This is a genomic window from Pseudoalteromonas sp. CO348, from assembly GCF_004208845.1.
In the GTDB taxonomy this organism is placed as follows: domain Bacteria; phylum Pseudomonadota; class Gammaproteobacteria; order Enterobacterales; family Alteromonadaceae; genus Pseudoalteromonas; species Pseudoalteromonas maricaloris.
Window position 1 is genome coordinate 151,182 of sequence record NZ_SGPI01000038.1, and the last position, 19,564, is coordinate 170,745.

General features: G+C 40.9%; 14 protein-coding genes. 6 read left to right on the forward strand and 8 right to left on the reverse strand.

The annotated features are described in order from the left end of the window. Positions 1-35 precede the first annotated feature (35 nt). From EXT48_RS19795 to EXT48_RS19805, 3 genes are read right to left on the reverse strand one after another with little or no spacing between them, the layout of a single operon-like run. Positions 36-1,034: a cytochrome d ubiquinol oxidase subunit II gene (locus EXT48_RS19795; RefSeq protein ID WP_010372949.1), complete on the reverse strand. Its 999-nt coding sequence runs from the start codon at positions 1,032-1,034 to the stop codon at positions 36-38. After that, positions 1,027-2,373 (reverse strand): cytochrome ubiquinol oxidase subunit I, encoded by a 1,347-nt coding sequence (locus tag EXT48_RS19800; RefSeq protein ID WP_130165491.1) that lies wholly within the window; start codon positions 2,371-2,373, stop codon positions 1,027-1,029. Before EXT48_RS19800 ends, EXT48_RS19795 begins: the two co-directional genes overlap by 8 nt. A 15-nt stretch (positions 2,374-2,388) precedes the next feature. Further along, the gene (locus EXT48_RS19805) at positions 2,389-2,934 is read right to left on the reverse strand and encodes a GbsR/MarR family transcriptional regulator (protein WP_010605404.1); all 546 of its coding nucleotides are present in this window, start codon (positions 2,932-2,934) and stop codon (positions 2,389-2,391) included. Positions 2,935-3,183: 249 nt separating this feature from the next. On the opposite strand from EXT48_RS19805, the gene EXT48_RS19810 reads away from it, so the two are divergent. The 4 genes from EXT48_RS19810 to EXT48_RS19830 all read left to right on the forward strand — a co-directional run bounded on the left by EXT48_RS19810 (position 3,184) and on the right by EXT48_RS19830 (position 10,652). Then, positions 3,184-4,368 carry an ectonucleotide pyrophosphatase/phosphodiesterase gene (locus EXT48_RS19810; protein WP_130165492.1) on the forward strand — a complete coding sequence of 395 codons (1,185 nt, stop codon included), beginning with the start codon at positions 3,184-3,186 and terminating at the stop codon, positions 4,366-4,368. Between the two features lie 475 nt (positions 4,369-4,843). Continuing rightward, the gene (locus tag EXT48_RS19820; protein ID WP_130165493.1) at positions 4,844-6,433 is read left to right on the forward strand and encodes a sensor domain-containing diguanylate cyclase; all 1,590 of its coding nucleotides are present in this window, start codon (positions 4,844-4,846) and stop codon (positions 6,431-6,433) included. Positions 6,434-6,527: 94 nt separating this feature from the next. Then, on the forward strand, positions 6,528-7,931 hold the full coding sequence (locus tag EXT48_RS19825) for a YfcC family protein (protein ID WP_017216779.1): 1,404 nt from the start codon (positions 6,528-6,530) through the stop codon (positions 7,929-7,931). A gap of 174 nt (positions 7,932-8,105) precedes the next feature. Further along, positions 8,106-10,652 carry a bifunctional diguanylate cyclase/phosphodiesterase gene (locus EXT48_RS19830; RefSeq protein ID WP_069019250.1) on the forward strand — a complete coding sequence of 849 codons (2,547 nt, stop codon included), beginning with the start codon at positions 8,106-8,108 and terminating at the stop codon, positions 10,650-10,652. Positions 10,653-10,708: 56 nt separating this feature from the next. Here the strand turns inward: EXT48_RS19830 and hemH are convergent, their stop codons facing one another. Further along, positions 10,709-11,728, reverse strand: a complete 1,020-nt coding sequence (gene hemH / locus EXT48_RS19835; protein ID WP_069019249.1) for a ferrochelatase — start codon at positions 11,726-11,728, stop codon at positions 10,709-10,711. Positions 11,729-11,964: 236 nt separating this feature from the next. On the opposite strand from hemH, the gene EXT48_RS19840 reads away from it, so the two are divergent. Beyond that, on the forward strand, positions 11,965-13,518 hold the full coding sequence (locus tag EXT48_RS19840; RefSeq protein ID WP_130165494.1) for a PAS domain-containing methyl-accepting chemotaxis protein: 1,554 nt from the start codon (positions 11,965-11,967) through the stop codon (positions 13,516-13,518). Between the two features lie 100 nt (positions 13,519-13,618). Here EXT48_RS19840 and EXT48_RS19845 read toward each other — a convergent pair whose 3' ends face one another. The 4 genes from EXT48_RS19845 to EXT48_RS19860 all read right to left on the reverse strand — a co-directional run bounded on the left by EXT48_RS19845 (position 13,619) and on the right by EXT48_RS19860 (position 18,376). Beyond that, complete coding sequence (locus tag EXT48_RS19845) at positions 13,619-15,085, reverse strand: S41 family peptidase (protein ID WP_130165495.1); 1,467 nt, start codon at positions 15,083-15,085, stop codon at positions 13,619-13,621. 85 nt (positions 15,086-15,170) lie between these two features. Next, entirely contained in the window at positions 15,171-16,430 is a 1,260-nt protein-coding gene (locus EXT48_RS19850; protein ID WP_039495178.1) for a cell wall metabolism sensor histidine kinase WalK, read from the reverse strand. Next, positions 16,427-17,131 (reverse strand): response regulator transcription factor, encoded by a 705-nt coding sequence (locus EXT48_RS19855; RefSeq protein ID WP_130165496.1) that lies wholly within the window; start codon positions 17,129-17,131, stop codon positions 16,427-16,429. Before EXT48_RS19855 ends, EXT48_RS19850 begins: the two co-directional genes overlap by 4 nt. Before the next feature lie 36 nt (positions 17,132-17,167). Next, complete coding sequence (locus EXT48_RS19860) at positions 17,168-18,376, reverse strand: site-specific integrase (RefSeq protein ID WP_130165497.1); 1,209 nt, start codon at positions 18,374-18,376, stop codon at positions 17,168-17,170. Between the two features lie 649 nt (positions 18,377-19,025). Here EXT48_RS19860 and EXT48_RS19865 point away from each other — a divergent pair. Beyond that, complete coding sequence (locus tag EXT48_RS19865) at positions 19,026-19,553, forward strand: hypothetical protein (RefSeq protein WP_130165498.1); 528 nt, start codon at positions 19,026-19,028, stop codon at positions 19,551-19,553. The last annotated feature ends 11 nt before the right edge of the window (positions 19,554-19,564 follow it).

The following is a 19,564-nucleotide window of genomic DNA, read 5'->3' on the forward strand; positions in this document are numbered from 1 at the left end:
TCGCTGCCTTTTGGTTGGGCTAATGTATGCAAGTGTCAATAGTAGGACAAAGGTTGAACCTTGCCCCAAAAGACTCGGTACGAAAATAACGTATATGCAATTAAGGTCGGCACCACAATGACTACGCCATATAATAAGAAAGTAAGAGCTGACGCGTCAGCGACCGCTTCGAAGATGGTTAGCTTGCCAGGCACTACAAATGGGTAAAAGCTATAAACTAAGCCGAAGAAGCAAAGCACAAAGATAAATGCTGAAATCAGGAACGGTAACCAAGCTCCATTATCTGGTGACTTTGGTAGTTTCTGTAACACAAGTTCTAAAATTACAAAGAGCGACAAGCAAATAATCGGGGCTGGTAATACGACTAAGGCCATCGGGAGGTCAAACCAACGCTCATAGATCCACTCATTAATCGCTGGGTTGATGATAGAAACGAGCAACACCCCAACAAAGGCTACTCTCGCAAATTTTTTGCACCAGCTAATCGCATCTTGCTGCAATTGCCCTTCACACTTCATAATTAGCCATGCTGAACCAATCAAGCCATACGCGCAGACAACGCCAATTCCACTAAAGACCGCAAATGCATGGGCAAGAGGGGTATTTTCAAAGCCTATGACATAAAGCCCCAGCATATACCCTTGCGCGAACGAGGTGAGTAGCGACCCAAATTTAAATACTTTGTCCCACCGCCTTTGGCGTTTAACTCTCGCTTTTGCTCTGAAATCAAAAGCAACACCACGCATAATTAAGCCAAAGAGTAAAAACACAACAGGAATGTAGAGCGCCTGCAAGATCATACTATGGGCTTGAGGAAATGCGATAAATGCAAGGCCTACAGCTAAAACTAACCACGTTTCATTAGCATCCCAAAATGGACCGATAGAGGCTATCATAGTGTCTGCGGTTTCTTTATCGTCCAGCGGGATCATCATGCCAACGCCAAGGTCGTAACCATCTAATATTGCATAAACAAGCACAGCGAGTGCCATCAAACCGGCATAGATGAGAGATAGATATTCCGGATTAAACACGAGTCACCTCCTCAGCAAATTCCTTCATGTCGTACTCTTCCACTTCTACAGACTTGCTAGCAGTGTGGAACAAAGTGCGAATATAAGCGTACAGTAAGATTGCATATATCGTCAGATAGCCAATGAGTGTAAATAAGACGTTTTCTGAGGCAATTGTTGTGACTGCATCTTCAACTCTTAAGATACCACTGACGATATAAGGTTGGCGGCCAATTTCTGTGACATACCAGCCTGCGAGGGTAGCCACCCAGCCTGAGAAAGTCATCGCAACAAGCGTTTTCAGTTGCCACTTAGGTAACTCGCCCTTTTTCCATAATGTAAAACGAGTGACAAACGCAACTAAGATCATCAGCATGCCCATCCCAACCATGATTCTAAAACCGAAAAAGACGGGCTTAACAGGTGGGTGTTCACCTTTAAATTCATTAAGCCCTTTAATTTCACCGTTAACGTCGTGGGTAAGAATAAAACTTGCCATGTTAGGAATACCGAGCGCAAAGTCGTTGCGTCTTTCTTCCTCATTCGGAATTGCGAATAATAATAGTGGTGCCCCTTTCTCTGTTTCCCAAACCCCTTCCATTGCTGCAATTTTTTGTGGTTGATGTTTTAGCGTATTTAGGCCATGCAAATCGCCGACGAAAGCCTGCAATGGAGTAAGCAGCGCCGCAACTGTTAATGCAACGGTTAGTGCTTTCTTGGGGGCATGTTTTTCATCGTTTTTCAGCATCCGATACGCACTGACACCAGCTATCAAAAATGAAGCCGTCAGCGCACTAGCTAATAACATATGGAAGAAGCGATAACCGAATGAAGGATTGAAAATAACTTCAAACCAGTCCGTGGGATATACGATACCGTCCCTAAGTTCAAAGCCTGTCGGGGTTTGCATCCAACTATTCAAAGACAGGATCCAAAATGCGGAAAGCGTTGTACCTATGGCGACGATAAAAGTGGCTAAAGTATGTACTTTAGGTGGTACGCGCTTCATGCCAAACAACATGATCCCTAAAAATGTTGCTTCCATAAAAAATGCGGTCAATACTTCATAACCGAGCAAGGGACCTGCAATATTGCCGACTTTCTCCATAAAGCCGGGCCAGTTTGTACCAAACTGGAACGACATGGTAATGCCGCTTACGACACCGAGAGCAAAGGTCAATGCAAAAATTTTGACCCAAAAGCGATAAGCTCTTAACCAAACCGGGTGTTCGGTTAGGTCATACTTGAGTTTAAAAAACGCCAGAAACCAAGCTAACGCGATGGTTATCGTGGGAAAGAGAATATGAAAACTAATATTTGCTGCGAATTGTATTCGCGACAACAACAACGTATCAAGCATGACGCACCTCGCACTTTAAGACTTACGTAATAATTTATCCTTTAAATCTATTACTTTACTCACAGAAGAACCGAGCTTCATCAACGATTGCAATTGCTCTGGTGATAGGCGTTGAAGTTCCGCTGACCACTTAGTGACGGTTTCAAGTAGGTCATGAATGGATTGCATTTGCTGCTGTGCATACACTTCTTCAGGTGAGTTGGCGCTATCTAGGATTTGGTCACGAAGTAGAGTGAGTGTTGGGTCGATTTCCCTTTTTCTTCTCTCTTCAAATACGCGGTTAGCGAGATCCCAAATAGAGCCGTTTGGAGAGTAGTATTCTTTACGGTCGCCGGGAATATGATGCACCTTAACTAGTTGCCAAGATTGCAATTCTTTTATTCCCATACTCACGTTACCGCGTGAAATTTTTAACGCATCGGCGATTTCGTTCGCTGTTAATGGTTTTTCATTAATAACCAACAAACCAACCATTTGTCCTATAGTTCTGTTGAAACCCCAACGGCTTCCCATTTCGCCGCAATGAAGTACAAAATTTTCTATTTTTGGTGATAAGTTCATTGTTCTAAACTTTCAGTAATTATTGAAACTTTAATATAAAGGTCACTTTGACTTAGATCAAGCATTAATTAAGCTCAACTACAACATAGTGAAAGTTAACCTTCCCCGAATATCTATAATTGCCATCCACTGACCGCAAATCAATATAAATTTCAAATCATTGTGATTTAATGCGGCCGCAATCACACGGATTATGCTGCACAGCCTCTTACTTTTGCAGCGGTACTCACATGACACGGGAATTTATACATGCTAAGAATCCTCCTTTTCACCTTATCTATCTTTAGTTGCACTGCCTTTGCTGAGCGCGCGACAACCATATTGATCTCCATCGATGGATTTAGATGGGACTACATTGAAAAACACGATGCAAAGAATATTGCAAATCTTGCGAAGCAGGGCGTCCGAGCGACTAAGCTATGGCCTCAATATCCGACTAAGACATTTCCAAATCACCTGTCTATTGTTACGGGGTTAAAACCAATCAATCATGGTATCGTCGATAATTACTTTTGCGATAAGAAGCGTGATGAGTGTTATAAGATGGGGATGGGTAAAATGGATAGCTCTTGGATAAGTGGTATTCCCTTATGGAATCTTGTAAAAATGCATGGATATAAATCTGCCGCTTATTTTTGGCCAGAATCAGACGCTAGAATCAATGGTATGACGCCTGACTATTACTATCATTATTCAAAGAAAGCCGATTACAAGAATCGTCTTAATGAAATACACAATTGGCTAAAATTACCAAAAAGCGAAAAACCATTGTTTGTCGCTAGCTACTTTTCTCTAGTGGATTCTATGGGTCATGGATACGGACCAGACCATGAAAAAACGAGAGAAGCAGTACAATTTGTTGATGGCTTAATCGGAGATTTTGTCGCTGCTTTGAAAAAGGACAAAATTAAAGTGAACCTAGTACTCGTTTCTGATCATGGTATGGCAAGTATAGAGCCAGACAAAGCTGTGATCCTCGAAGAGCTAGATATACCTAAAGAATGGACTATCAAAAACAGTGGAACGAGGGTGTCGCTTTATGCGCTAGGCGAAGAAAAACTTGAAGCAAAAGCACTTATACAGCAGTTACGTGAAAAAGCGGAGGGTCGTTATGAGGTGTTGAGTAGTGAGCGAAAACAGCAACTTAATGGCGGTGAGTCCTCTCGTATCGGTGACATTATCCTGCAAGCAAAAGCACCTATTGTCTTTATGCAGAAAGGCAAGCAAGGCTATTATGGTACACATGGGTATGAGGTAACACCTGATATGGCCGCATTTTTTGTCGCAAGTGGCCCCGCCTTTAAATCGGGTGTAACGATAGAACAAGCTAGCAATTTAGAAGTTTACCCAACACTTACACACATTATGGGGCTTAAGCCACTTAATGAGCTTGATAGTAGGGGAGAAAATCTATTAAAGCTGGTTAGGCAGTAAAACAAACTATTTATGATGTTCAGGGCTAATGCGTAACTTAGCTCTGAACTAGGTGAGTAGAGTAAGTTACTTTTTATTGGAAGATTTCATCAACCGTTTTGCTAAAGCAAATACAATATAGACAAGAACCAAGGAATTAAGGACAAGCAATGCATCTTTATCAGATACGAACATCCATATCGCCGCAAGCGCAAGGCAAGCAAGTGTAAAGTGGCCAACTAGTGGATTGGTAGTCTTTTTCTTCATTAAGAACTTCGCTGTATTTATGTTCAGATTATTTTACACCTGATAGCTGAGACAATACCAATAATCCGTTCAAAAAACTAAATATTTTTAACCATGTGGTTATAATACGGGCACACAGAATGTGGACGTTCTAATTCGTTATTGGTCTGACCAGAGTTTGATATAGATTAACTGTTTCACTCAAACGAATAGCTAAAATGTCATGGAAGTACATTAAAGAGAATTTTTAGTGGTACAAATAAATAAAGCAAAACATTGGTTAGACCTTAAAAAGCTGATACTCATTCTTGCCACATTATGCGTATTTACATCGTTACTAAACGCGTTGTTTTCGAGCTACCAAGTGCAAAAACAGGTGATGGTAAAAGATACGCTAGAGGCAAATCGTGCCTATGCAACTAAGTTAGCAGATGTTACCGATCTCTTCTTGCAATCAGTATTGATGCAACTAAAAGCGTCGAGCGAAACCATTGCGACGCAGCTAGATAACCCTGAGGTGGTTAATAAAGAGTTGAGTCAAATGCTTACAAGGACACATAGTTTTGACTCTATCGTGTTAGTAAACGCAAAAGGTGAAATTATCGGTGCCCAACCAAGTTCACTTGGTGTGATAGGAGCTACACTCAAAAATGAAGTCGAAACTTTGCCACTTCGTGAAAAAGCCCCTTTTATTGTAGGTCCATTTGTTTCGCCGGCTGGGAATTTGATGGTGAGCCCAACTCATCCAATGTTTGACCAAGAAGGAATATTCGTAGGTTTTATCGCAGCTGGGATTTATCTTAAAGGTGACAATATCTTAGGCCGATTATTAGCAAACCATCATCACCAAGACAAAACCTATATTTATGTTACCGGCCCCAACGGTAAACTCATTTATCATCATGATGATCATCGTATTGGGCAAGACGTCACCAAAAATGAGGTCGTTGAATCATTACTCAGCAAAACTTCAGGTTCCGCCCAAATCGTCAATACCCAAGGGGTAGCAATGCTAGCTGGGTATGCTTCCGTAGCGACGAGTGGTTGGGGGGTCGTGGCACAACGCCCATTAGAGGTCACGATGTCACAATTATCGAACACCATGCGGCACGTACTCAAAACTACCATTCCATTTACTGTATTTTTGTTAATTTGTGTGCTTGGACTCGGAACCTTAATTGCTAAGCCATTATGGCGATTAGCTAAGTTATCAGAGCAAGTGGAAGATGGCAGAAACATCGATTTTCCACATGTATCCACATGGTATTATGAAGCCGCGTGGCTTTATCAGGCAATGCACAGTAGTGTTAAGAACTTAGGAGCACAGATCCAGCGCTTTGACGATGAAAGAAAGCAAGATCAGCTGACTCATTTATTCAATAGACGAGGAATGGAAAAGTGGCTAGAGAATGCCTATGAGCAGCAAACTCCGTTTAGCATTATTGCGCTTGATATCGATCACTTCAAACACGTGAATGATACTTACGGCCACGATGTTGGTGATGTGGTAATCAGAAAACTCGCAGAGCTGATGCGCACTAATGCACGTGAACAAGATCACCTATGTCGTAGTGGTGGAGAAGAGTTTTTGATGTTTCTACCGCATGTAGATATAGACAAAGCAGATAGGATCGCTGAGCGTCTGCGCGCATGTACCGCTGAAACTGAGTTTGGCGAGGCGGGACATATCACGATTTCTCTTGGGATCTCTCATTGGCCGCTGTGCTCTGAGGATTTGCATCACGCACTTAAACTAGCGGACCGTAGTTTATATCAAGCTAAGGCTAACGGTAGAAACCGAGTAGAGCATGCCGTTATAGCTAATCATAATGTAGCATAATTGGAAATTCGATATTAAAAAGTGAAATCTGCTCCGAATATCGGTAAGATGCGTTGCAATTTTTACCGTTACCTAATTTGGAGCTGTACTTTCCATGGCAAAAACATTGAAAGTTCCTCATACACTAGTCTTATTGCTAGGTATGATGTTAATTGCATTGCTGTCGACCTGGATTATTCCACAAGGCTTTTTTGATACTGCAACCACTGACACTGGCAGACAAGTTGTACTTGCTGGCACCTACCACATTGCAGAAGAATCAGTTCAACTAACTCCTTGGGATCTGTTAAAAGCTATTCCTCGCGCTTTTGCTGCTGCGCAAGACGTTATCTTCTTTGTGATGATAGTGGGTGGTGTACTCGCAATTGCACGTGCAACAGGCACTGTTGATGCATTGATCGGTCGCTTACTTGAGAAAAATGGCGATAAACCACAAAAGCTGATTTTTATGGTGGTGTTTTGTTTTGCAATCGCTTCAAGTGCGATAGGTACTGCAGGTGAATACATTCCGTTTGTGCTGATTCTAGTTGCGCTCTGTAAGGCAATGAAGCTGGATGCCATGACTGCCGTTGGCATGATCATCGCAGGCTACGGTATTGGATACGGTGTGTCAGCATTCAACCCATTTACGGTATTAATTGCCCAGCAAATTGCTGAAGTACCAGTCTATTCGGGTATATGGTTAAGATTTGCTATTTTTGTTCCATTTGTACTGATTGGCTTTCATCATGTATGGAGTTACACAAAAAAGGTACAACAAAATCCTGAGCACTCGATGATGAAAGATGTGCCTTGCCCACTGGCAGGTCAGGCTGCGCCAAGCTATCCGCAGCTTAACGGTCGTCATAGAACTATTTTGCTTACTTTTATTGTGACGCTTGTTTGTGCAGTTTGGGGAATTGCCACTCAGGGGTGGTATTTATACGAGCTAGGTGGTTTATTTATCGCATGGGGTGTCGTGATTTCAATTCTTGGTAAACTTTCAGCAGACGAAGCTGCAAACCGTTTTATTGAGGGGGTTTCAGACTTGGTCACTACTGCTGTGCTTATTGGCGTAGCTCGTGGTATTGCCCTTATTCTTGAAGATGGTCAAATCCTTCACACGATTGTGCATGGACTTTCAACTCCTCTTTCTTATGTCGCTGCAGAAGTTTCGGCCGTTGGTATGTTACTTATCCAAACGCTTTTAAACATGTTCATTCCGTCGGGCTCAGGTCAGGCATATGTGACTATGCCACTGATGGTGCCGGTAGGCGACTTAGTTGGTGTACCAAGACAGGTTGCGGTACTTGCGTATCAGTTTGGTGACGGCTTCTCAAATATGATAGTGCCAACAAATGCGGTATTAATGGGGATACTCGGCATGGCTGGCGTCCCTTACACACATTGGTTTAGATTCTGTATGCCGTTGATGGCTAAACTCATGGTCGCTGCGGCAACTGTACTGGTACTCGCTGTGATGTTTGGTTATGGTTTGGACGTACAACCGCAACTGTAGATAAACAAATTTTCTTCTTAGATAGCGCCAATCGGCGCTATCTTGCCTTCACTAGACTCAATTTCTCATCACAAAGCAAATTTATTGATCTGTATTTATATTCTATGTAGTTTATTAAGCTATTATTATTTATTAAACAAAAATCTTGGTCGGGAATGAGCCATACAGACTTCTATGAATTTAACGTTTAGCCATTTTTACAATTTAACATCCACTAATCAGCGATATCAATTTGCATTGAAACAGTTGTATGAACGATTTGATGCGGATCATTGTTTTGTGGGTAAATTTATCGATAACGATAAGCGTGTAAAGACCGTGATGTACCTCGCGGATGGTGAAGAAGTCGATAATATTATTTATGACCTTGAAGGGACACCTTGTTTTGATGCTAAAGCAAGCAATGATGTATGTTGCGTCACAAGTGGTTTACAGCAACTTTATGAAGAGGATGAGATCCTTCGCGTTTTAAGCATAGAGGGTTATCTTGGTTTAACTTTGCGAGCATTAGATCATACACCCATAGGAATAATGGTCTGTTTGTTTAATAAAGAAAAACAAGTCAGCCTAGAAGAAAAACTATGGTTTCAAGAATTAGGACACCTGATCTCAACGGAGCTTAGCCATAATTTAGAATTGACCAAACAAGGAATTTTGCTCAAACAACTTGCAAAAGGCGAGCAAATAGCAGACTTATGCACTTGGACGTGGCAACTTAAACAGAACAAACACTACTTTTCCTCTCATCTTAATCATCTACTTAAGACAAAAACTGATTCTCTATCTCTATCATTATTACTCGATAAACTCACAATAGAAGATAGTGAACGACTGCGGATAGCTTTAGAGAAAGTCAAACTAGGTGGAACTCGGCATGTTGATTTACAAGTTTCGTTGACCTCTCGCACCGAACACTACGGGTTATTAAGAATTATTGGTCAAGTAGAGTCTGATGAGCAGCATAGCGATGAACTTGTATTCACTGCGACTATTCAAGATATTAGCTATATTTCATCGCTAAATAAACAGCTCGAACTCACTAATGTTGTGTTCGAGCATGCTACAGAAGCCATTATGATCACCAACAATGAAAATAAAATCATTATGGTAAATCGTGCATTTGAGCGACTAACGGGTTATACCGGCTACGAATTATTAGGCCAAGACCCCGCGGTGCTGTCATCTGGTAAGCAAGATAAATCATTCTATGAAGCAATGTGGGCGTCGTTGAGTACGGTTGGTCACTGGAAAGGAGAGATCCACAACCGTCGCAAAAACGGTCAGATTTATCCAGAGGAATTAACACTGAGCGTGGTGAAGGATGAGCAAGGTAAAGTCGCTAACTACGTCGGCATCTTTAGAGATATTACTGAATGGAAGCGTAATGAATCTCAACTTACCTTCTACGCTAATCATGAACCATTAACCGCGCTATTAAATCGCCGTAGTTTTATGCAGCGCTTAGAAGAACAAATATCGGGCTCAAGAAGTAACAATACAAGTTGCTCACTGCTTTTTATTGGCTTGGATAGGTTTAAAGAAGTCAACGATGTTTTTGGTCCGGAGATTGGCGATAAGGTACTTATTTCTGTAGCTAAACGATTGAAAAATGCGGTTCGCCAAAATGATATTATCGCAAGGTACGGTGGTGACGAGTTTGCGTTACTACTTACGCGCAGCGATGTAGAAAGCGCGCTAAAGATTGCTCAAAAGCTCTCACAGAAACTCTCTCAGCCCTATGTATTTAATGAAATTACCATAGAAGTCACTTGCTCTACAGGCATTGCACAGCTTGAAGCTGGCTCTCGGATCACCGCAGCAAATTTACTCAGAAACGCAGCGCATGCACTTAATAGCGTGAAAAAGACCGAGCGCGGACAGGTAGCATTACACAATGCAGCAATTCAAAATGCCTATTTAAATAAAATAAAGCTTAAAGACAAGTTAAAGCAGGCACTGAAAGAAGGAGCGCTTACTGTTTATTATCAACCGATCGTTAATGCTGATACCAACCACATCACAAAGTTTGAAGCCCTAGTACGTTGGTTTGATGATGAATACGGAATGGTATCACCAAGTACTTTCATTCCTATCGCCGAAGAATTTGGTCTTATTCATTTAGTTGGACAGTTTGTACTTGAGCGTAGTTGTCAAGACTTAGCAAAAATCCACCAAGCTGGTTTTACAGAGGTTGGGATCTCTATTAATCGCTCTGTTAGTGAGTTTAAAGCCAGTATTAATCAGGTGAAGCTAATCACCTCTGCCATTGAAAAAGCCAAGATCCCGTATGAAGCAATTACCATTGAAGTTACCGAATCGCTTGCTACAAATCGCTATACTTGGAAAACGCTTAATCAACTAAGAGAGCATGGGATAAAGGTTTCACTTGACGATTTTTGTACTGGCTATTCATCATTAAGTAACTTGATAGAAAATCAAGTGGATTACCTAAAAATAGACAAGAGCTTTGTCGACAGCTTAATGTCTGATTACAACAAACAAGTAATGATAGACTGCCTCATTAAGCTCAGTGATAAGTTGGGAATTGGTGTGATAGCCGAAGGGGTAGAGCAGTTTACTCAACTCGAAAAGTTACGAGAGCTTGGTTGTCATCACATTCAAGGATTCTTTTACAGCCCCGCAAAACCAATAGATGCCTGCCTTGAGTTACTCACAACAGACGCTTTTGCTGAACAAACACAAAGTGCATTAGAAAAATAAAGGTGTGATATTTTGATATCACACCTCAGAAATAGCAGATTGCTTCTGCGTCTTTATTACAACAGTGGTTTTATCAGCGCTGTGATCGCTTTAATGTGATCATCACGGTCGTTTAGCGCAGGAATATAACGATACTTTTCGCCGCCAGCAGACTCAAATACCTCACGGTTTTCAACTTCTAACTCTTCGAGTGTTTCTAAGCAGTCGGCACTAAAAGCTGGGCTTAAAATTGCGACGTTTTTAATACCTTGACTCGGAAAACTCTCAAGTGTTTTGTCCGTATAAGGTTGCAACCATTCTGCTTTACCAAAACGACTTTGGAAGGTGGTCATCACTTTTTCTTTATCAAGATTAAGTTTTTCAACGACTAAGCGAGTCGTTTGTTGGCAAAAACAATGATACGGATCGCCTCTATCTAAAAATAACTTTGGTGTTCCATGATAAGAAAAAACCAATTTATCTGGCTCTCCATTCGCCTCAAGATCTTCTCTAATTGAATTAGCTAAAGATTCAATATAAAGCGGATGTTTGTGATAGCCATTAATAAAATGCAGCTCTGGTACCCAGCGCCAACCTCTTAGCACCTTTGAGATCTGATCAAAGGTTGAACCTGTTGTCGCGCTGGAGTATTGAGGATATAGCGGCACAATGATAATTCGTGTGATGCCTTTTTCTCTTAACTTCTCAAGCCCTGATTCAATTGACGGGTTGCCATAACGCATGGCAAGCTCAACTTCGATGCCTTCAAAACCTTCACTGCGTAATTGCTTCTCTATTTTATCAGTTTGCGCTCGACTAATGGTTATCAAAGGTGAGCCTTCATCAGTCCAAATTGACTGATAGGCGTGTGCAGATTTTTTAGGACGAACGCGTAAAATTATGCCATGCAAAATCATTAACCAAATTAGTCTTGGAATTTCGACAATACGGGGATCGGAAAGAAACTCAGCGAGATAAACTCTAAGTGCTTTAGCCGTTGGTGCATCTGGGCTACCTAAATTTGTAATAAGAATACCCGTTTTGGAATTAAATCGGCCTTCATGGGGGTTATCTGTTATGGCTGAAAAGCGAGACACCTAACGCTCCTTAGATTATCATTTTAATAGGATTATTTTACAAGAAAGGCTATACGGGAGTAAGCCTAATTTCGATCTAAACTGGCATAAATCAATTTGCGCCTAAAATTAACTCACACTATAGTTGTAATTATCGTTAATTAATCCCTTCTCTATTGCTATTCATGGATTGAGGGCGTATTTTCCTGCAAATCTTTAAGGGAAAATCAATTTTTTGTTAGTTTTGGACATGTCTAATGAGAACCAACCACCCAGTAACCCAAAGAGAAAAAACCTTTTCTCGCGATGTAAAACTCATCTCCGTCACTGATCTGAAAGGTAATATTGTTGACTGCAATCAAGCGTTTATTGATGTTAGTGGATTTTCCCGTGATGAGTTAGTTGGCCAACCTCATAATATAGTACGACATCCAGATATGCCACCTGTGGCGTTTCAAACCATGTGGACGCAGCTTAAAACAGGTAAGCCATGGATGGGGATCGTAAAAAACCGCTGCAAAAATGGCGATCACTATTGGGTTGATGCCTATGTAACCCCAATAACAGAAAATGGCAAAATCATTGGCTATGAGTCGGTTAGAAGCTGCCCAGACAGGGCTACGGTTGAACGGGCAAGTCAACTTTATACAAACGTAAATACTAATAAAGGAAGCAGTTTCAGTCTTCCCAAATTACGTGTCGTTTGGCCAGTATTTAACATCGTCTCGTCACTGGCACTTTGGTATTTTGCTTCTGAGTCTGCAGGATTTTTTTGGTTGATGGCAAATATGCTGGCATATTCAGCCTATGCAACTTGGCGCGATAAAGAACAGCTGAGAAGACTAGAATTTGAGTTGGCGCACAGTTTTTGCGATGAGATATCTGAGCAAGTTTATTCGACTTGGGATGGTACTATGGCATCAATCCAAGTCCGCTTAAAGAGCGAAAGGGCACACCTAGATACAATTCTTACGCGTGTTGAACATGCGGCGCAAAACGTATCAAAAGGAGCGCATACGGCGAGTAAAGAAGCGCGAGCAACTTATGCCGATTTACAAAAGCAGCAAACTGAGACTGAGCTTGTTGCCACTGCCATGAATGAAATGACAACAACCATCAACGATGTCTCTAACAGCGTGCAATTGAGTGCTAAAGATGCTCAGAACTCCCTTGATTTGACTTCTCAAACAGAACAGATCGCTAATAAAACCAAAATTGCTTTTGGTGATTTAAGTAATACCATTGCCGATATCCGCAATTCTGTTGAAGGCGTCTCTAAGCAAACTGATAAAATTGCTGCAGCCGCACAGATTATCGAACAAATCGCTGAGCAAACTAATTTGCTAGCACTAAATGCAGCAATTGAAGCTGCGCGAGCTGGTGAACAAGGTAGGGGCTTCGCAGTAGTTGCTGATGAAGTTAGACATCTAGCACAGCGTACTCAAGAGTCGACTAAAGAGATCCATGCAATTATTGAAGAGCTAACCAGCAGCACACAAGCGTCAGTAAATATTGCTCAGCAAGGCCAAGAAGAATCGCTCCATGGTATTGAACAGCTGAATCAAAGCACCGATATGCTACAACAAATCACCCAAGCTGTTATCCAGATTAGTGATATGTCGATGCAAATTGCAACTTCTGTTGAGCAACAAGCGACCGTGTCTGATGACATTAATCAGCAAGTCGTAAACATTGCACAGCTTGCAAACAACAGCCTAGATAGCGCGGACAAAGTGCATCAAGAGAGTAAAGACCTAGAATCGACTGCTAAAGAAATGCACGAGTTGATTGTTCGTTTTAAGCGTAAGTGATGCTATTTAGTTGAGTTAAATGTAGTAGTTCAATCCATCGCTTTTTTGCTAAAACACTTAAATGATAAAAAGGACATCAGTGGATGTCCTTTTTTCATAGTTAAGGCTCATAGCTTAGTAGTGACAATACTTTTTCAATCGCCGCATCTTTGTTCTCTTTTCTAAAAGTGATGTCGAAGGGATCGACTTCAACGTCAACAGGAACACCTAGCACTTCCACATTCAAATCCAAACTATTTTCATAGTACTCATTACTCAGCTCATAAATCCAACCATTAGGCAGCATCCGTGGAAAAGTATCAGAGGTAGCACCAGCTGTAGCGCGTCCTACCAGTGTTACTTGAGGGAGCGCAGACATAGCCAACGCAAAGGTTTCGCCAGCACTGAAAGTACCGTTTGAGGTTAGGAGATAAATATCTTTAAGATAATATGGCCTGTCATTATCAGGCTCTGCATAAACCGATGTCAGCTGATGTAACGCCCCAGCATAAAATGTACTAATATCCCAAACAAGCGTATTTTGTGAGATAAAGCGCTTGATTAATTCTAGTGCTTGTATGTCATGGCCACCTTCATTATCGCGAATATCAATAATCAGCTGATTAGTACGGGATAAGTCTGTGAAAATTTCATCCAGTAAATCGTTGAAAGCCGCATTGGCATAACTAATATCTTGACGCTCAATACCTGCTACATCAATAAAGTTTTGAAAATGATAGAGTTTCAAATAACCAATATGTTGACCACCAGTGTTAATCACTCCCCAATTAGGGCCATTTGGACTTTGCTGCTTACGCATTATAAAGTCTTGCTTTGTCTCTTGATCCAGGTATTGTGCAATCGTCATTTGTAGTTGATTCGTTTGCGTTTCAATATATTTTTCAGCAAGTTCACCACTCAAGTTTAGAGCAACCGCTTCTCGTTCTAACCTTTTGGATAGGGTAGGTTTAGCTTCAAAATTTATCGGTTCTTCTTCAAGGCTAAAATAAAGCCTGGTGTGACCATCATTTAGTAGCTCAAGTATTTCACGAAATACGCCTAGTAGTTTTGTCTCATTGGCATCACTTAGCTGCCCAGCATACTGGTTATAAACAGCGTCCCAATCTATATTACGCTCAGAGAAAAATGCATAGTGATTTTTCATATCCAGCCAAAAAAGTTCAAAGATTGCCTGTGCGTCAAAGGTATAGTCACTTTTATCTGAGGTAGATATAAATCCGTCTTTACAGACTTCATCGAGACTGGATATTTCAGTGTATTTTACAGGGCCAGAATCGTAGGGTCGTTTATAGGTAAGCAAGCCTGCACTTTTGGCGCTAAACGCATCAAATAACGGAAGAGGGTCTAATGTCAGAATTGGATAGCAAGAGGAGCCTGTTACTTGCCAGGTCACTAGACGCTCATCAACTATTTGTTTTATTTCACCATAATGTTCCGAATACCAAAGCTCATTTCTTTGCGTTTGTTGAACAACCTCTACGCTGCTTTTATTTTCGTCAAAGTGGCAACCAGGAAGTCCGATACACAAGATTAAAGTGATCGGTCTTAAGTTGAATTTTTTCATCATAACTTCCTATCGATTAAAATATGAAGTTATTTTAAAGTGTAAGTAGTAATTTGATTGTCGCGGATTTGTCAGGGGTTTGTCATAGTTAATAGATCAATATTGAGGACAAATTGATAGTTAGACATGCGCCACCGAGTTCACTTCTGCTTACCGAGACCTCAGCGTCATAGTTCAATAAAATTTCTTTTACGATGGTCAAGCCAAGGCCTGCACCTCGTCTTTTTCCTGAGCGACTTTCATCTACCGTAAAAAAGGCTTGGAAGACTAACTCATGTTTATCTTCAGCAATGCCAATGCCATCATCTTCCACAGTTAAGAGAAGTTGAGCGTTACATAAACTTAGTGAAACACGGATCTGCTCGACTGCAAATTTATCAGCATTAACAATTAAGTTATGAAGCACGCGTTTAACATCTGTTTGGCAGGCTCTTATCCATAATGAGTTTGGACAATTTATAATTATAGGGTGATTACAGTACTTTTCTAAATTGACGATGTATTCATTAATTAGAGTACGCAAATCAAAATTGGAAACGCTGGTCTTCGCGGAAAACTGTTCTACTTTACTGAACTCCAAAATTTCATGCACCAGCATTTCAAGCTCTTCACATTCCTCAAATAACTCTCGAACCAGATTTTTGTTCTTTGGTGGAACATCAAGCAACTCAAGCTTGAGCTGAAGTCGGAATAATGGCGTTTTGAGCTCGTGAGATACGGCTCTGATCATATTCCTTTGCTGTGCAAAGGCACACTCTAATTTTTCAGCCATTTGATTAAAGGCGTAATTGACACGTCCGACTGCTAAAAGTCCGGTATCAGCACGTTTAGATAACAATCCTTGTGCAATTAATTTACTAGCATGTTCTAACCTAGAAAGTCGAAATTGCAACCAAAGTGAGTGCAACAAAAATAGGACTAAGATTAGTCCTAAGGGTAAACCATACTGAATAAAATTGAGGATTGCCCCAGCAGAGCCTTGCACTCCAAGCGCAGAAAACGCTATTAACTCTTTACCTTGTATTTTTGCGATTACGGTTTGTAATTCCTCATCATAAACGTTTTCGATGACTAACTTAGTCGTTTGCTCAAATGCAGGTTTATCTAGTGTCTGTACTTTTAGATTACTTTTTTCAGAGATCTGGGCAAGTAAAGCTTGCCACTGAGCATCATCCAAGCCAGGACGAGCTGCATCTAAAGCATAAACATAGGCTAGATAATCTAGCTCTACATCCTTTTTCAGCTCTTTTGAGAAATAACTTGTAGCTAGAGAAGTCAAAAGGGGGTTTATCACTAAAAACACACTAACAAAGAGTAAGCTTGCAAATGCAAAACGTATGCTTGTCATTCAGTTTCCTTGCTATTTACAAAAATATATCCTTTCCCTCTTACAGTGATGAGGTGTTGATAGGGCATTTCATCACCGATAACCTTTCTTATCTTCATTATTTTATTGTCAACTGTACGATCGAAACCATCAAATGAGCGGCCGTACAGCTGAGTTGAAATCTGGTCGCGACTTAGAATAGAGTCAACATTAGACGCCAAAAAATGGAATAATGTGTATTCACTGTCTGAGAGACCAAGCGGTATACCATCTTGGCTTGCTTGCCTTGTCGATGAGTTAAATGAGAAGGGGCCAACACGGATCACGTGCCCATTTTGCTGTTTATTCTCACTTTCTTCTGCTAAGCGAACTAGTTTTCGAAATCTCGCTAGGATAATTCGTGGGTTGACTGGCTTATGAATAAAGTCATCAGCCCCCATTTCTAATAGCGTAATTTCGTCTATATCATCGTGACTCGCGGTTAACACAATCAATTTACCATTGTACCTGTTTTGTAGTGACCTACAGATCTCGAAACCATCTTTATTTGGCAACATCAAATCAAGCAATACAAAATCTGGCTGAAGTTGCAGGACATGCGCCAATCCGCTCACTCCATCATTTTGGATACTCACGATAAAACCATGTTTTTCAAAGAAGCGCCTAAGCAGTTCCGCAAGGCCTAAGTCATCTTCAATTATTACCAATGAGCTTGAGCTCATATATACTCCTTAAAATCCAGACCGAACGCTCAGAGCCTAAATCTTCCGTTTCAAACCCGATTTGGCGCGTTCTTTAATATTGGTTTGAATATAAATTTGATCTGTTGTTGCGATTTTAGCGTGACCTAAATCTTCAGATAGATGCTTTAGCGGGCGGTGTTGCGCATCATGTGTTGCACCTGTATGTCTTAGCCAGTGTGAAGTTGCGGCTTCGAGTTGCTCTGACTCTTCCGTAAAGCCATCTTCTTTTAGTTTAGCCACTGCTAAGTCAAAACTTTGCTGAACAATACGGCGTAATTGACGAACGTTCATACCGCCTTGGCCCCTTAGTTTATGAACAATGGGGTAGGGCTCATCAACGCGAGGCAGGGCGCTTAATCCTCGGTACTGCCGATAACGCTTTAAATAGCTGATTAAGTCTTCGCTAAGCGTTACATCCCTTAGCTTATTGCCTTTACCCATAATTCTTAGGTACCAAAAATCATCTTGATCCTGCCAAAAATGGCTCATTACCGGTGACCAATGAGGGCGATCTGACAGCTCTGAAATACGTAAATACAAACCCTTTAAACAAGCTAATACAAAGAGATTCCGTTCAAGGTCTGGTTGCTGTTCACTTAAATCACGAGTTACACCAAAAACATATTCCCATTGCAAATCACTCAGCGTATCAGGAAGATTGATTTGCGATTGAACAACTAAATAAGGGCTATTTTTTTTAACCACCGGAACAAAATTAGCGAACGACTTTTCTTCTAAAATAGCAAACTTGTAAAACACATTCAGCGCGGTAAACATCGCGGCCAACGTTTGCTGGCTAGCGCCGTTTTCTTTGAGAACAAATGGCCGCCAATTTTCGTTAACCTGACGGATTCCTTGATTTTGCTTATAACGCCACTGTACAGAAGTTTGCGTCCATGCTTTATCTGGCTCTACCACAAAATCTACATACGCTTCGATGTCTTCGCGTTTTAGCTCAAACACTGACTTCTCAGCAACCAGCCACGACCATAAATAAAAGCGCTCAAGCTCATTACGAAAACGGTTAAAAGTTGCTTCAGACTTACGACCGTAAACATACAAAAACTGAAATAAGAACTGCAACTCGTTATGTACCGGTAGTGATTTACCATGACTAGCCAAGAACTTTGTCAGTTCAGGATACTCATGCGCAAGCGTATCATCTTCAAGGTGGGCGATTTGATACCTTAGCTGCTTTAAGGTATCAACTAGTGGTAAAATCATGTAAGTCCGATATTGGTTAGTATTGGACATATTATAGTAATTCAGATACGTATTGTGCAATACTGTATAAATAATCCTATAATTTATATTATGTTAAATAGTGTAAACTCCCGCAAAATGACGGATGTTGTTCAACCAAAGATGCAATTAAAGAAGATACTTGAAAAATCACCACTAATTTCTTTCGTCGCATTACAACAGCAACTTTAGTATTCATATCATCAGTCATGCTGTTGTCCAGAGCACAATTAAAGTTGCATCTCCATAAGCTAGTAACGTTTTTAGCCGTTGTAGTAATCATTAGCAAAAAGCATCGTCTACTATGAGTTGGTATTATAAAATAAAAAATTAGCTCTTAACTAAGTGTTTACAGTTGGTGCTCTACAGATCAACAATAGTAGAGAGAAGATCTTTAAAGATTAAGCTCACAGTACTTTTGTAGTTGAAGATATTTTAGCTGCAAATAAGATGGTAGATGTGGCCTTGCAAATTATGTTTTCATGCGAGATCTGCATACCGTAGCGTGGCCTTCTAACACTTAAACAATCCATGTCATTGTTGTAGGAGAAACTCTCTAGATACGACTCAATAACGTATTGGTTGAAACTGTTGATGAAGGGACGCATTTTATGACTAAAAGGAAATCTCTATGTTTAAAAAGATACTACTTCCAATCGCTGCAACTATGTTTTGTATTAGTGCGGCTAACGCCCTAACTCCACTAGAAGACCGTGCTCGAGTTTCTAGGATGAATGCCGATCTGCTGTTGCCTGATGGTTCTACATTAAATGTAGACGTGTCATTCGATTGTGGTAGCGACTATAAAAATACGGCGCTTATGGTGATGAGTGATTCTGGAGCTCAGCTATTAGCGGCAGCCTACACACATTTATATGGTGTTGAAGCCGGCGAAGCGGTAATGCATTCTTGGAATAATAAAAAGAATGAATCTGATCCTCGTAAACCCACCTATTTGTTTGTACTTGCAGAGCGTGAAAAGCAATTTGATTGGGAAAAATCACAAGATGACAATCAAAAACTTAACAAAGGCTTAAAGAGTGTTACAATGGAGCGTAATATAGTTGATAAAACGGCATCTGGAGAAACTAAGATCGATTTGCCTATCGTCGTAGCGGGTTGTGGTGTAAGAGATCACAATGCGTACGAGGTCAACTAGGAAGTAAGGCC